The organism is Mesorhizobium sp. M1A.F.Ca.IN.022.06.1.1 (genome assembly GCF_003952605.1).
In the GTDB taxonomy this organism is placed as follows: Bacteria; Pseudomonadota; Alphaproteobacteria; order Rhizobiales; family Rhizobiaceae; genus Mesorhizobium.
In genome coordinates this window covers 4,552,525-4,565,558 of record NZ_CP034455.1, presented here as the reverse complement: position 1 = coordinate 4,565,558, position 13,034 = coordinate 4,552,525, and the positions used below count along the sequence as shown (strand labels likewise).

Genomic DNA, 13,034 nt, shown 5'->3' with positions numbered 1-13,034 from the left:
CCTTTGGCGTCTGAATGAAAAATCAGGCTTTTAGACGGCTTTTTTCAGCCGATCGATTATTCCGCCGCTTCGCGGTGAACCTCGATCCCCGCCAGATATTTCTCCGCCTCGAGCGCGGCCATGCAACCGAGCCCGGCAGCTGTAACCGCTTGCCGGTAGACATCGTCGGTGACGTCGCCGGCGGCGAAAACGCCGGGAACGTCGGTACGGGTCGAATCGGGCGCCGTCCACAGATAGCCGTTCGGCTTCTGCTTCAGCTTGCCGATGAAAAGCTCGACCGCCGGCGCATGGCCGATCGCGACAAAGACGCCATCGACCTGCAGCCGCGACACTTCGCCCGTCACCACATTGCGCAGCTTCAAGCCGTCGACCGAAGGCGGCAGCGGTGCCTTGCCCGGCTGCCCGGTGATCTCGTCGACGACGGTATCCCAGATGATGCGGACATTGTCCTTCTTGAACAGCCGCTCGCGCAGGATACGCTCGGCGCGGAAATCGTTGCGGCGGTGAATGACGGTGACGCTCCTGGCGAGGTTGGCGAGGTAGAGCGCCTCCTCCACCGCCGAATTGCCGCCGCCGACCACGGCGACATCCTTGCCGCGATAGAAGAAGCCGTCGCAGGTGGCGCAGGCCGAGACGCCGAAGCCCATGAACGTCTGCTCGGACGGGATACCCAGCCACTTGGCTTGCGCGCCGGTGGCGATGATCAAAGCGTCGGCGGTGTAGACGGTGCCGGAATCGCCGGTGGCGCGAAACGGCCGCACATTGAGATCGACCTCGGTGATGATGTCGTTGACGATCTCGGTGCCGACATGCTCGGCCTGCTTGAGCATCTGCTCCATCAGCCAGGGGCCCTGGATCGGATCGGCGAAGCCCGGATAGTTTTCGACGTCGGTGGTGATCATCAACTGACCGCCCTGCTGCAGGCCGGCGACAAGCATCGGCTTCAGCATGGCGCGGGCGGCATAGATCGCCGCGGTGTAGCCGGCCGGCCCGGAGCCGATGATGAGAACGGGCGCGTGTTTGGTGTTCATGAAAAAGTCCCCTGCGGCGCGAGGCCGTGGTTTTGTTGCCGGTAATGTAAGTGCTGCCCGCCAAGCCAGCAAGGCAGCTTGGCCTTCGTCCCCGGAAAGCTTCATAGCGGTATACAGGGCCATATCGCAGCCAGTTGCAGAAAAATCATCGCAAAGGGATGGCCTCGCGTGCGAAACCAAATTACAAAATCGCGAAAGATTCTTGCGCGAAAGCCGATCATGCCGCTCAAAGCCGATCTCGACGCCATCGACTGGAAGATCCTGCGAGAGCTGCAGAGTGACGGTCGTATGACCAATGTCGAGTTGTCCGGCCGCGTCGGCATCTCGGCGCCGCCTTGCCTGCGCCGCGTCAGGCGACTGGAAGAGGCCGGCATCATCCGCGGTTACCGTGCGCTCCTCAATGCGCCGGCGCTCGGCATGGATGTCGTCGCCTTCTGCCTGATCGGCCTGCACCATCAGGCCGACGCCGAGCTCAAGGCTTTTGCCGAGCGGACGAGGGGCTGGCCGATCGTTCGCGATGCCTGGATGGTGTCGGGCGAGTCCGATTTCCTGCTGCATTGCGTGGCAAGCGACCTTGGCACCTTCCAGACCTTCGTCATCGAGGAGCTCGCCTCGGCGCCCAATGTCGACACGGTGCGCACCGCGCTGACCATCCGCCGGGTCAAGGATGAGGGGCTGGTCGCCTTTCCGGCTTAATGCGCCGGCTTCCGATGAAGCCGCTGGAAAAACAGCGGTTTGGCGCTCAATTTTGAATCAATCCGCGATCATTGCGATCGTATCGCGGTGAGCAGACCTTCCAGGTCCCGCACATCGCGCAGCGGCAAAACGGAAAAGCCGCCCATCGGTGTGGCTTCGCCATCGACAAGCCAGCCGCGCTCGAGGCCGGCGCGCTGGCCTGCTTCCATGTCGGCCGGCTTGTCGCCGACGATCAGCGATCGCTTGAGATCGAGGCCGAGGCGGCGCCCTGCCTCGAGCAGCATGCCCGGATTGGGCTTGCGCATCGGATGATCGGCCATCGCCAGCGGGCCCGAACCGGCCTCGTGGTAGGCGCAGGCCAGCACCATGTCGACGGCTGCGTTCTTCTCGGCAAGCAGTTCGAGCACCCGCTGATTGACCCGGGCGAAGGCATCCCAGCCAAAATAGCCGCGCGCGATACCGGACTGGTTGGTGATGACGATGACCGGAATGCCGCGCCGATTCGCGGCTTCTATGGCAGGCGCGATACCGTCGCGCAGCACCATGGCGTCCGGATCGTCAGGATAGCCGGTATCGATATTGATGGTGCCGTCACGGTCTAGAAACAGTGCCGGCAGGCCAGCCGGAAACGCCTTGGCGCCAATCCGCTCGATCCACAGGCCGGGCTCGACGAGCGGAAAATCCCCTTCGCGGTCAGCCATTGCTGAGACGCGCTTCGACCGCCTCGCACAGGTGGTGATAGAGGCAGAGATGCCCCTGCTGGATGATCGGCGTCGAGGTCGACGGCACGTTGAGCAAGATGTCCGTGAGCGGCTTGAGCTTGCCGCCGGTGTCGCCGGTGAGGCTGATCACCGTCATGCCCATGGCCCGCGCCTGCTCGGCGGCGGCAAGGATGCTCGGCGAATTGCCGCTGGTGGAGATGGCGAGCAATATCGCGCCTTCCGACCCATGCGCCTCTACCTGGCGTGAGAAGACGGTGTCGAAGCCGTAGTCGTTGCCCCAGGCGGTCAGCACCGCCGCATTGGCCGGCAGCGCGATGACATTGTAGGCCTTGCGCTCTTTAAGGAACCGGCCGACCAGTTCGCCGGCGATGTGGATGGCGTCGCTCGCCGAGCCGCCATTGCCGCAGATCAGCAGCGCCTTGCCGTGTGACAGCGCCTTCACGACCGCGCTCACCGCGCGCTCCATCTCGCCGGTGAGATCGCGCTCGACCATTGCCGAGATCGCCGCCGCGGAGCGGACCAGATAGTCGTTCAGCTCGGACATGAAACCCTCAATTCGCGCCGCCGGCGCGCAGCTTGCCGATGGTTTTGGTGGTGCTCTTGCCGGCGACGAGGTCGACCAGCACCACACGCCCGCCCGCGTTCTGCACCACGTCGGCGCCGACCACGGTCTCGATCGTGTAATCCGCGCCCTTGACCAGGATGTCGGGCAGAAGCGCCTCGATCAGCTTGAGCGGCGTGTCTTCCTCGAAGACGACAACGGCATCGACCGAGGCGAGCGCCGCGAGCACGCAGGCGCGGTCGTGCTGGTCGTTGACCGGACGTCCGGGCCCTTTCAGCCGGCGCACCGAGGCGTCGCTGTTCAAGCCGAGCACCAGCCGGTCGCATCGGCTGCGCGCGGCGTGCAGCAGGCTGACATGGCCGGCATGCAGAATGTCGAAGCAGCCATTGGTGAAGCCAACCGACAGCCCCTCCTCTTTCCAGGCCGCCACCATCCTGGCCGCCGCATTGGCGTCGAGAATGGCGTCCTTGTGGGCGACCGGTCCATGCGAGCGGAACAGCGCGCCGGAAAGCTCCTCCACTGTCAGCCGCGCCGTGCCGCGCTTGCCAACGACCACGCCGCCGGCGGCATTGGCGATTGTAGCAGCCTGCACCCGGTCGGCGCCCGCGGCGAGCGACAGCGCGAAGGTGGCGATGACCGTGTCGCCGGCGCCGGAGACGTCGAACACTTCGCGCGCCTGCGTGGAGATATGGCGGGCATCCTCCGCGGTGACCACGCTCATGCCCTTTTCGCTGCGCGTCGCGACGATGAACTCGAAGTCATGCGCGGCAATCAGGTCGCGTGCCGCAGCGACGATCTCGTCATCGCCGAAGACCGGGCGTCCGACCGCCTCGCCGAGTTCCTTGCGGTTGGGCGTGACCGCCGTCGCCCCGGCATAGCGCGCATAGTCGCGGCCCTTCGGGTCGATCAGCACCGGTTTTCCGGCATCGCGGCAGATCGCGATCAGTTCGGCCGCCACGCCGTCGAGCAGGATGCCCTTGCCGTAGTCGGACAGGATGACGATATCGGCACGCGCAAGGGCAGCCTGGAAATGCTCGACAAGCGTCGTCCGCTCGCCACTGGACAACGGTTTGATTTCCTCCTCGTCGAAACGCAGCACCTGCTGGTTAAGCGCGCTGAAGCGGCTCTTCGACGAGGTCATGCGGTCCTGCCGCTGTGCAAGGCCGTCCGTATCGGCGCCAAGATCGCCGAGCATGCGCATGAGATTGTCGCCGGCCTGGTCGGCGCCGATGACGGACACCGGGATCGCGGCGCCGCCCAGTGAAACGATGTTGGAAACGACATTGCCGGCGCCGCCCAGGGCCACCACCTCGCCCCGCCCATGCAGCACCGGGATCGGCGCTTCAGGCGAGATCCGCTCGATGACGCCGTTGACGAAACGATCGAGGATGAAATCGCCGACCACCAGCACCGTGACCTCGCCGAAGTGGGCGATGGTGCGATGCAAGGGCTCCGGGGAAGGCAGATGGTGCTTGATCATCTCACTGGCACGCGCCGAAAACGACGGTTCTTGATCGGGGTTGCAGCGCCGGAAAACCGGCGCTCTTCATTCTTCGCGATGCCGATATACCGCAATCGGGGCCAGCGCAACGGCGGCCGTATGCGCACGGCCAAGGCGCCGGACGGATCAGCTCTTCTGCAAGGCGACATGGACGCCGAGACCGACAAGCACGGCGCCACCTGCGCGCTGCATAAGGCGCTGCGCGCGACCGGAGCGCCGCAGGCGCGCAATCATCGCGCCGGCGAGAAAGACGCAAACGATGTCGGCCGACGAGAACATCAGGTTGACGACGGTTCCCAGCACCACGAACTGCAGCCAAACCGGCAAGGTCGCCGAGGCATCGATGAACTGCGGCAGGAATGCCATGAAGAAGATTGCTGTCTTGGGATTGAGCACCTCGACCGTGATGCTTTCGAAAAAGGCGCGACGCGCCGATTTTCGCTCGATGGCAGGAAGCGTTCCGTTTCCCTGGATCTTGGCGCGGAACAGCGAAACACCGAGCCAGATCAGGTACAGCGCGCCGACAAGTTTGACCGCCATGTAAAGCGGCGGCACGGCGTGGAACAACACCGACAGTCCGGTTGCGGCGGCAAGGACATGGACATAGCCGCCGAGATGGATGCCGAGCGCCGCCGTCAGCCCCGACCAACGCCCGCGCGCCATGGTCTGCGCGGCGGCATAGAGCATGGCCGGTCCGGGAATGTAGGCGAAGATAGCCGTGGTGACGAAAAAGGCGATAAGCAGTTCGGTCGACGGCATCTTGATCCCTCACGATAGGAGCCGACTGAAGCGGGAGCTTTGCGGCCTCACTGTGGCGACGAACCGGTCTGCCCTGATTTGGCAAGAACACGCGCCATGAACTTGTCATGGTCGACGACCGCGCGCTCGTGGAAACCTTCGCCGATCAATCCATTCTCGTCGCTGCACGATACCTTGAAGCGCAGCTTTCGCCCCTGCACCGCGACAAGCTCGACATCGGCGGTGACGGTCATGCCGACGGGCGTCGCGGCGACATGGCTGACGTCGACATGGGTGCCGACGGTTCTCTCATGGCTGCTCAGGAACGGACGCAATGCCTCGACGCACGCCCATTCGATGAAGCCCACCATGAAGGCGGTGGCGAAAACCGGCGGCATGTCGGCGAAACTCGCAAAGGCCGTTGTCATGGCCGGAACCGTCAGGGAGTCGTCGACCCGCAGGGTTTGAACGTGGTGAAGGCCTGGCTTTAAATCGGATGTCATGGCTGATACCAACGGCAAGAACGCACACCGACGGCTCATGCCACAGCCCTCAATGGCACCATAGCTTGCTTCGATCGAAGACGTACCGTTCGGCGCGCCAGAGCTTATCTCGCGAGCCGTTCTGCCGATCCATCCCTACATTCGTCGTAGCCGATGCTCCACAGCCGGGGACCTTTTATCGACACCTGCTCGCGCCTCCCCTATAAGGGCCGGAATCGGCAACGAAACAAGGCTCACAAGGATGATCATCGTCACGGGCGGCGCCGGCATGATCGGCTCCAACATCGTCGCCGCGCTGAATGCCGAAGGCCATGACGATATCTTGGTCGTCGACGATCTGACCGACGGCCACAAGATCGCCAATCTGGCCGATCTCCGCATTGCTGACTATCTCGACAAGGACGAGCTTCCGGCCCGGCTCGAGGATGGCGGGCTGGGCCGCATCGACGCCGTCTTCCATCAGGGCGCCTGCTCGACCACCACCGAATGGAACGGCAAGTTCATGATGGACGTGAACTACGCTTATTCGAAGCGCCTGCTGCACGCCTGCCTGGCGCTGCGGGTGCCCTTCCTCTATGCCTCCTCGGCTTCGGTCTATGGCGGCGGCAGCGAGTTTCGCGAAGAGCCCGAATTCGAACGGCCACTCAACGTCTACGCCTATTCGAAGAAGCTGTTCGACGACTACGTCCGCCGCAATGTCTTCGACACCGATCACTCGCAGGTGGCCGGCCTGCGCTATTTCAACGTCTACGGGCCGCGCGAGGCGCATAAGGGCGCCATGGCCTCGGTCGCCTTCCATTTGTTCAACCAGGTCGAGCAGGGCCAGAACCCGAAGCTGTTCGGCGCCTATGGCGGGTTCGGCCCCGGCGAGCAGAGCCGCGACTTCATCCATGTCGGCGACGTCGCCGACGTCAATCTGTGGCTATGGAAGCGCGGCTCAAGCGGCATCTTCAATTGCGGCACCGGCCGCGCCCAGCCGTTCCGCGCCATCGCCGAGACGGTGATCGACACGCTCGGCAAGGGTGAGATCGAGTTCATTCCCTTCCCCGAACACCTGAAGGGCAGCTACCAGAGTTTTACCGAGGCGGATATGTCCCGCTTACGCGCGGCCGGCTACAATGGCCAATTCCGCACCGTCGAAACCGGCGTCAGAGACTATGTCCAATGGCTGAAAGCCCAACGATCCTCGTGATCGGCCCACGCTGGGTGGGTGACATGGTCATGGCCCAGTGCCTGTTCGCGGCGCTGAAGGAAAAGCATCCGAATGCCGCGATCGACGTGCTCGCGCCGGCTTGGGCAGCGCCCCTGGTCAAGCGCATGCCCGAAATACGCTCCCAGATCGACTTTCCACTGATGCCCGGCACGCTCGAATTCCGCAGCCGCAGGCGCTTCGGCCGCCTGCTGCGCGGCCGCTACGACATGGCCTATGTGCTGCCGGGGAGTTGGAAATCGGCGCTGATCCCGTTCTTCGCCCGGATTCCGCGCCGCGTCGGCCATCTGAGGGAAATGCGCTACGGCCTGCTGACCGACATCGTTCCGCTGCCCGATGCGGTGAAGCGGCGCACGGCTCAGGCCTATTTCGGCCTGGCGCGCGGCGGCACTTTTCGCCCGCCGAAGCTCACCGTCGATATGGCCAATCAGGCCGATCTGCTGGCGCGGTTCGGGCTCAGCGCAAAAGAATTCGTCGCCCTGTTGCCGGGCGCCGAGTTCGGTCCGGCGAAGCGCTGGCCGAGCGAATACTATGCCGAGCTAGCCCGCGGGATGACGGCAAAAGGCCTGGGCGTCGCCTTGCTCGGCTCGAAGAACGACGCTGAGGTCACCGGCGAGATCGCGAGGCTTGCGCCGGGCGCCGTCGACCTTGCCGGCCGGACGAAGCTGGAGGATGCCATCGACCTGATCGCCGCGGCGAAGCTAGCCGTCTCGAACGACAGCGGACTGATGCATGTGGCCGCCGCCGTCGACACGCCAATCGTCGCCGTCTATGGCTCGACCTCGCCCGAAAACACGCCGCCGCTGACCGACCGTTCGGAACTGATCTGGCTGCACCTCTCCTGCTCGCCCTGCCACAGCAAGCTCTGCCCGCTCGGCCATCTCAACTGCCTTAAGACGCTCGATGTCGCGCGGGTCGCCGCCGCCGCCGACCGATTGCTTGATATTCCTGCGGCCGCATGAGGGTTCTGATCGTCAAGACATCATCGATGGGCGATGTCATCCACACCTTCCCGGCCGTCGAGGACGCGCTCCGCAATCGCCCGGACATAAGCTTCGACTGGTGCGTGGAAGAGGCCTTTGCCGCCGTTGTCGCCTTGCATCCGGCGATCGGAACCATCCACAAGTTGGCGATCCGGCGCTGGCGCAAGAAGCCGTTCGACGGCGGCACATGGCGCGAGATGGCCGGCCTGCGACGTGCGCTTCGCTCGCGTCGCTACGACCTGGTTATCGATGCACAGGGGCTGTTGAAATCGGCCGTGGTCGCCAAGCAATCCGGCGCGCCGATCGCCGGCTTCGACCGCTCCAGCGCCCGCGAGCCCTCGGCGACGCTGCTCTACGAGCGCAAATACGCCGTGCGGCGCGAGTTGCACGCCATCGAGCGCACCAGACGCCTGTTCGGCCTGGCGCTGGGGTATCAGCCGGACCTCTCGACGCTCAACTCCGGCATAGTGCCGCCGGCAGGCGGACTTTCCGGCGTCGAAGGCAAAACGGCTTTCCTGCTGCACGGCACCAGCCGCGAAGACAAGAAATGGCCGGTCGAAGACTGGGTCGAGACTGCGCGCCGACTGGTGTCGCAGCAATTTACACCGATCGTCACCTGGTCGAACGAAGCGGAGAAGCGTGTTGCCGAGGCGATCGCCGGCGCCGTGCCGGAAACGGTGCTGGTTCCGAAATCGCCGCTAGCGGATGTCGCTGCGATCCTCGGCCGGTCGACGCTCGTCATCGGCGCCGACACCGGCCTCACCCATCTCGCCAGCGCTTTCGGCCTGCCGACCGTCGCCATATTCCTGGCGACGGAGCCCGGCCTGACCGGCCCGCGCGGGCCGTTTTCATCGACACTGCTGGCGCCCGCCGGCGGCAAAGTCACGCCGGCCGAAGTTATGGCTGAAGCAGAGCGGCTGCTGGTGCTTAGATCGGAAACGCCAGTCTAGCCCTCAAATAAATTGCACCTGGACGATCTCGTAGCCCCGTGCGCCGCCCGGGGCGTTGACCTCGATGGCATCGCCGACTTCTTTGCCGATCAACGCGCGCGCGATCGGCGAGGAGATCGAGATACGGCCGGACTTCACGTCCGCTTCCTGGTCGCCGACGATTTGATAGGTCTTCTTTTCCTCGGTGTCCTCGTCGACCAGCACGACCGTGGCGCCGAACTTCACCTTGTCGCCGCTGAGCTTCGAGACATCGATCACCTCGGCGCGCGCGATCAAGTCCTCGAGCTCGTTGATACGGCCCTCATTGTGGCTCTGCGACTCTTTAGCCGCGTGGTACTCGGCATTTTCGGACAGGTCGCCATGCGAGCGCGCTTCGGAGATCGCCTCGATGATGCGTGGACGCTCTTCCTGCTGGCGCCAGCGCAGTTCTTCCTTCAATGACGCGAACCCCTCGCCTGTCATCGGGACCTTGATCATGATGCCTGACCTTTCCTGCCACTACCCCCGCTTTTCGGGAATAGCCTTGTCGTTGGGTACAAAAAGAAAACGGTCCGGCAGCCTCGGGCTAACGGAACCGTTTCACCACAATTTCCCTGAATATAGCGATCTCCGCGCGATTTTCACGCTCAAAAATGAAGTTCAGTAAAATCACCACCGCTTTCGCAAGGCCATCCGGCGCTAAATCCGCAATGCCGGCAGCAAAAAACCGGCTGCGATTGCTCGCAGCCGGCCTCGAAAAGCATCTGAGAAGAATCAGCTCCTCAGGAAACGCTCGATCTGTTCTGACAACATGCCGTATTCGCGCGAGCCTTTGCCGGTCCGCTTCTCGATTTCCTTGAGCTGCTCCTGCGCGCCGGCAAGATCGCCGATTTGCAGATGGGCCTCGCCGAGATATTCGCGCACCAGCGTGTAGTCGGGGTCGATGCGCAGCGCTTCCTCGTAATAGCCGAGGCCGACCGTGACACGGCCGGAATGGCGATGCGAATAGCCGAGATAGTTGAGAATGCGCGGATCCTGCTTGTTGGCGGCGAGCGTCAGCACCGAGATCGCCTCGTCGTAGCGCCCGGCCATCGCCAGATCGTGGCCTGCCTCGTAGATGCTGTCGTCATCCAGCATGCCGTACTGCGGCACGACGCATTTCTTCTTTTTCTTGTCCCAGACCTGACCCTTCTTGCATTGAGTGGTAGTCTGGCTGCCACCGCCACCGCCCTCGCCGGCGGTGAATGCAGGCGCCGCGAACAGCGGCAGGCTAACGGCAGCAGCCAAGACCTGAACAAGCAAACGTCTGCGCATCGGAGCCTCCTTGAGCGTGACAACGGCAGATTAACGCCGCTTCGATGCGGTTTCATCCCGAAAACCTGTCAAAAGCCAAACTATTTGGAGGTCGGGGAGCGCATCGCCTCTGCGAACGGATGTGACGCGGGCCGCAAATCCGCTATCATCAGTCGAGCGCACGACGAGGAGAAAGGCCAGTGCAGCAGCGCCTCGAGAAGGAATGGGAGCTTTCCATCGACCCGGATACCGTGCGCCTGTTCATCCTGAAGGCCAAGGCGCTGAGCGCTGCCGTCAACGAGGACTACGACGACGGCGCCGAGCACGAGGTCGAGTTCGATGGCGACAGGCACGACAATCATCATCACGACGGCCTTGTCGAGGAGGCATCGGAAGACCTCACCGAGGAGGAGTTCCGCGAGCTGATCAACGACCTCAACGTCGATGAAGCGGCCGAGCTCGTAGCGTTGGCCTGGGTGGGCCGCGGCGACTACGAAGCTTCCGAATGGGTCGACGCGGTGGCGGCCGCGCGCGAGCGCGCCAACAAGCGCACCGCAAAGTACCTGCTCGGACTGCCGCAGCTCGCCGATTGGCTGGAGGAGGGCCTGGAGGCGATCGGCGCGTAACGAACCGGTAACCGATTTTGATCGCAGCGCCGCAGCGTCCAAGGCAACCTTGCGATGCCCGGCCCGTTTCCGGCCGATGGCGAGGCTGAGCTTTTCCGGAATTTGCAGACTGGCGCTGCCTTTGGCGGCGGGGATTTTGCTGGTCACGCCGGCCGATGCCAAGCATCGTCACAGGCAGCCGATGACACCGCGCATGGAGCAGCCGTTGACGCAGCGGGCCGATCAGCCACTGCGGCCGAGGATCAAGCATCGCGTGAGACCGCGCGGCAAGCAGCAAGTCGCGCCAAAGCTGGCGCAACAGCAAACGCAGGACCAGCCGATCTTGCCCGCCGATGCTCTGGTGCCAGAACCACGGCCCGCGGAAGCGCAAAAGGCCGGCACCGCAACGCTGGAAGAGCAGAAGGCTGCCGGTCCAAAGGACGCTGACGCATCTGACCCGATCAATCAGGAAAAGTTTCGTGAGGGAAAGCGGCAGCATCCCGAGCCTTCGGCCACCGAGCCGTCAACCGACACGGAAGGCGAACCTGAGGCGCCGTCTGCGGTGCCGATTCCGACGCAACGACCCGACATCGCGGAACCGAAGCCGCCCGCTGCCGCACCGAAGCCACCTGAAAAGCCGGCTGATACCCACGACAACAAAATACTGCCCGATCCGCGCTCCGCTGAGCTGCCAGCCGACAAGATGCCGGCGGAGGAGGTTGCCTGCCGTGAGCGCCTCAAGACGCTCGGCGTCGAATTCGAGGAGCACAAGGCCGAGCACGACGCCGAGATCGGCTGCTCCATTCCCTATCCCATCGTCATGAAAACATTAGGAAAATCGATCAGTATAGGCGCCGGAGCCGAACTCAACTGCCAAATGGCGGAGGCTGCGGCACGATTTGCCGTCGAAGTCATCCAACCCGCCGCGAAGGCCGAATTTGGCGCCGATCTCAAATCGATCGGCCAGGCCTCCGCCTTTGTTTGCCGCCCGCGCAACGGTGGTGGAAAGCTTTCGGAGCACGCCTTCGGCAATGCGCTGGACATCGCGTCCTTCACACTCTCCGACGGCAGGACGATCGAGGTCGGCCCGGTGCCGCCCGAAAAAAATGCAAACTTCCTGAACACGATCCGCAAGGCCGCCTGCGGGCCGTTCAAGACGGTGCTCGGCCCAGGCAGCGATCCGGACCATGCGCTGCACTTCCACTTCGACCTCGAACCGAGACGGAATGGCGGAACGTTCTGTCAATGAGTGGGTGCGAAGAACAGATGCCGCAATTCGGCCCCAGGCGTGAATGCCGGCGCTGATCTTTCCTTTACTCTTGCCGACTAGACTTGTGCCATCCGGGGACAGGATGCCTTTCGATGGCCGCAATATTTGGCGCCAGCCTCGCCTTGGCGCGACTAAGCACTCGTGCGCGCTCCGTTACCGTCAGAATGACAACGGGGCTCGCAATCACAGCGGTCTCGGCCTGCACCACCGGCGATGTCTTTTCGCTGCAGCCGGCCGTCGACGTCGGCAGCCAGACCTCCGCCATGCCCGAGGCTCCGCAATATTCCGACATGCAGAGGCTTGTTCCGTCCGATCCCTACCTGACCCAGGCAGCCTATCCGCGCATGGATGAGCCCTTGTCTTCGCCCGAGCAGATGCCGGCCGGCGAGATCGACTGCCGCAATGAATTGAAACGGCTTGGCGTCGTTTACCAGGACATCCAGCCTATCCACGAAGGCCAGTGCGGCATCGACTTCCCGGTGAAAGTTTTTTCAGCCATCGGCAGCGTCGAGATGAAACCGGCAGCGACACTGACCTGCAACATGGCCGCGACCTTCGCCGCCTGGACCAGGAACGAGCTCGTGCCGGCAGCCCGCTGGCGCTATTTCTCCGGCGTCAAGGCGATCCACCAGGGCTCGAGCTATTCCTGCCGCAAGATCGCCGGCGAGGGCGTCTTGTCGGAGCACGGCAAGGGCAATGCGCTCGACGTCATGAGCATCGAGCTCAACAATGGCAACGACATCGACGTTCGCAAGCCTGGCCTGTTTGCGTTCCGCACCCGCGGCTTCCTCAACAATGTTCGCGCCGACGGCTGCCAATATTTCAACACGGTCCTCGGCCCGGGCTACAATTACGACCACCGCAACCACTTTCACTTCGACGTCAAGAATCGCAGGAACGGCTACCGCGCCTGCCGCTGACCTTCGGCCTACTGCCCAACCGGCCCAACACCGCATAGAGTGGGCCGGGCACAGGCTTGGGAGTGGTCTCT

At 63.6% G+C, this 13,034-nt stretch carries 15 protein-coding genes; 7 read left to right on the top strand and 8 right to left on the bottom strand.

Features of this window, described 5'->3' with window-relative positions; genetic code table 11:
* Positions 1 to 56: 56 nt before the first annotated feature.
* Entirely contained in the window at positions 57 to 1,031 is a 975-nt protein-coding gene (gene trxB / locus EJ078_RS21645; RefSeq protein WP_067326669.1) for a thioredoxin-disulfide reductase, read from the bottom strand.
* A 219-nt stretch (positions 1,032 to 1,250) separates the two neighbouring features.
* Between trxB and EJ078_RS21640 the strand changes: the two genes are divergently transcribed.
* On the top strand, positions 1,251 to 1,727 hold the full coding sequence (locus EJ078_RS21640) for an Lrp/AsnC family transcriptional regulator (RefSeq protein WP_066994506.1): 477 nt from the start codon (positions 1,251 to 1,253) through the stop codon (positions 1,725 to 1,727).
* A gap of 68 nt (positions 1,728 to 1,795) precedes the next feature.
* On the opposite strand, the gene EJ078_RS21635 is transcribed toward EJ078_RS21640, so the two are convergent.
* The 5 genes from EJ078_RS21635 to EJ078_RS21615 all read right to left on the bottom strand — a co-directional run bounded on the left by EJ078_RS21635 (position 1,796) and on the right by EJ078_RS21615 (position 5,678).
* Positions 1,796 to 2,428 carry an HAD family hydrolase gene (locus tag EJ078_RS21635; RefSeq protein ID WP_127215125.1) on the bottom strand — a complete coding sequence of 211 codons (633 nt, stop codon included), beginning with the start codon at positions 2,426 to 2,428 and terminating at the stop codon, positions 1,796 to 1,798.
* Positions 2,421 to 2,993 carry an SIS domain-containing protein gene (locus tag EJ078_RS21630; protein ID WP_127215126.1) on the bottom strand — a complete coding sequence of 191 codons (573 nt, stop codon included), beginning with the start codon at positions 2,991 to 2,993 and terminating at the stop codon, positions 2,421 to 2,423. Before EJ078_RS21630 ends, EJ078_RS21635 begins: the two co-directional genes overlap by 8 nt.
* A 7-nt stretch (positions 2,994 to 3,000) precedes the next feature.
* On the bottom strand, positions 3,001 to 4,491 hold the full coding sequence (rfaE1, locus tag EJ078_RS21625) for a D-glycero-beta-D-manno-heptose-7-phosphate kinase (RefSeq protein WP_082953958.1): 1,491 nt from the start codon (positions 4,489 to 4,491) through the stop codon (positions 3,001 to 3,003).
* 147 nt (positions 4,492 to 4,638) lie between these two features.
* Positions 4,639 to 5,271 (bottom strand): LysE family translocator, encoded by a 633-nt coding sequence (locus tag EJ078_RS21620; protein ID WP_095823238.1) that lies wholly within the window; start codon positions 5,269 to 5,271, stop codon positions 4,639 to 4,641.
* Between the two features lie 47 nt (positions 5,272 to 5,318).
* The gene (locus EJ078_RS21615; protein WP_206518456.1) at positions 5,319 to 5,678 is read right to left on the bottom strand and encodes a thioesterase family protein; all 360 of its coding nucleotides are present in this window, start codon (positions 5,676 to 5,678) and stop codon (positions 5,319 to 5,321) included.
* 316 nt (positions 5,679 to 5,994) lie between these two features.
* Here EJ078_RS21615 and rfaD point away from each other — a divergent pair, with 316 nt between their 5' ends.
* From rfaD to waaC, 3 genes are read left to right on the top strand one after another with little or no spacing between them, the layout of a single operon-like run.
* Entirely contained in the window at positions 5,995 to 6,945 is a 951-nt protein-coding gene (gene rfaD / locus EJ078_RS21610; protein WP_127215128.1) for an ADP-glyceromanno-heptose 6-epimerase, read from the top strand.
* Positions 6,918 to 7,925: a lipopolysaccharide heptosyltransferase II gene (gene waaF / locus EJ078_RS21605; protein WP_127215129.1), complete on the top strand. Its 1,008-nt coding sequence runs from the start codon at positions 6,918 to 6,920 to the stop codon at positions 7,923 to 7,925. The genes rfaD and waaF overlap by 28 nt, the downstream gene beginning before the upstream one ends.
* On the top strand, positions 7,922 to 8,896 hold the full coding sequence (gene waaC / locus EJ078_RS21600) for a lipopolysaccharide heptosyltransferase I (RefSeq protein WP_208720807.1): 975 nt from the start codon (positions 7,922 to 7,924) through the stop codon (positions 8,894 to 8,896). The genes waaF and waaC overlap by 4 nt, the downstream gene beginning before the upstream one ends.
* 3 nt (positions 8,897 to 8,899) lie before the next feature.
* Here the strand turns inward: waaC and greA are convergent, their stop codons facing one another.
* Positions 8,900 to 9,373 carry a transcription elongation factor GreA gene (greA, locus tag EJ078_RS21595; protein ID WP_027168132.1) on the bottom strand — a complete coding sequence of 158 codons (474 nt, stop codon included), beginning with the start codon at positions 9,371 to 9,373 and terminating at the stop codon, positions 8,900 to 8,902.
* A gap of 276 nt (positions 9,374 to 9,649) precedes the next feature.
* Positions 9,650 to 10,189: a tetratricopeptide repeat protein gene (locus EJ078_RS21590; protein WP_095781311.1), complete on the bottom strand. Its 540-nt coding sequence runs from the start codon at positions 10,187 to 10,189 to the stop codon at positions 9,650 to 9,652.
* 179 nt (positions 10,190 to 10,368) lie between these two features.
* Here EJ078_RS21590 and EJ078_RS21585 point away from each other — a divergent pair, with 179 nt between their 5' ends.
* The 3 genes from EJ078_RS21585 (at position 10,369) to EJ078_RS21575 (ending at position 12,963) form a co-directional block, all read left to right on the top strand.
* Entirely contained in the window at positions 10,369 to 10,794 is a 426-nt protein-coding gene (locus tag EJ078_RS21585) for a DUF3775 domain-containing protein (protein WP_067326696.1), read from the top strand.
* A 193-nt stretch (positions 10,795 to 10,987) separates the two neighbouring features.
* A complete protein-coding gene (locus EJ078_RS21580) occupies positions 10,988 to 12,022 on the top strand; it encodes an extensin family protein (RefSeq protein WP_127847469.1) in 1,035 nt (344 codons plus the stop codon).
* Between the two features lie 113 nt (positions 12,023 to 12,135).
* On the top strand, positions 12,136 to 12,963 hold the full coding sequence (locus EJ078_RS21575) for an extensin family protein (RefSeq protein ID WP_127403976.1): 828 nt from the start codon (positions 12,136 to 12,138) through the stop codon (positions 12,961 to 12,963).
* Positions 12,964 to 13,034 lie beyond the last annotated feature (71 nt).

Coding starts and splice junctions, on each gene's coding strand:
- rfaE1 (WP_082953958.1), bottom strand. CDS start 4,491: ATGATCAAGCACCATCTGCCTTCCCCGGAGCCCTTGCATCGCACCATC.
- EJ078_RS21620 (WP_095823238.1), bottom strand. CDS start 5,271: ATGCCGTCGACCGAACTGCTTATCGCCTTTTTCGTCACCACGGCTATC.
- EJ078_RS21630 (WP_127215126.1), bottom strand. CDS start 2,993: ATGTCCGAGCTGAACGACTATCTGGTCCGCTCCGCGGCGGCGATCTCG.
- trxB (WP_067326669.1), bottom strand. CDS start 1,031: ATGAACACCAAACACGCGCCCGTTCTCATCATCGGCTCCGGGCCGGCC.
- EJ078_RS21590 (WP_095781311.1), bottom strand. CDS start 10,189: ATGCGCAGACGTTTGCTTGTTCAGGTCTTGGCTGCTGCCGTTAGCCTG.
- rfaD (WP_127215128.1), top strand. CDS start 5,995: ATGATCATCGTCACGGGCGGCGCCGGCATGATCGGCTCCAACATCGTC.
- EJ078_RS21640 (WP_066994506.1), top strand. CDS start 1,251: ATGCCGCTCAAAGCCGATCTCGACGCCATCGACTGGAAGATCCTGCGA.
- EJ078_RS21635 (WP_127215125.1), bottom strand. CDS start 2,428: ATGGCTGACCGCGAAGGGGATTTTCCGCTCGTCGAGCCCGGCCTGTGG.
- EJ078_RS21575 (WP_127403976.1), top strand. CDS start 12,136: ATGGCCGCAATATTTGGCGCCAGCCTCGCCTTGGCGCGACTAAGCACT.
- waaC (WP_208720807.1), top strand. CDS start 7,922: ATGAGGGTTCTGATCGTCAAGACATCATCGATGGGCGATGTCATCCAC.
- EJ078_RS21580 (WP_127847469.1), top strand. CDS start 10,988: ATGGAGCAGCCGTTGACGCAGCGGGCCGATCAGCCACTGCGGCCGAGG.
- EJ078_RS21615 (WP_206518456.1), bottom strand. CDS start 5,678: ATGACAACGGCCTTTGCGAGTTTCGCCGACATGCCGCCGGTTTTCGCC.
- waaF (WP_127215129.1), top strand. CDS start 6,918: ATGGCTGAAAGCCCAACGATCCTCGTGATCGGCCCACGCTGGGTGGGT.
- greA (WP_027168132.1), bottom strand. CDS start 9,373: ATGATCAAGGTCCCGATGACAGGCGAGGGGTTCGCGTCATTGAAGGAA.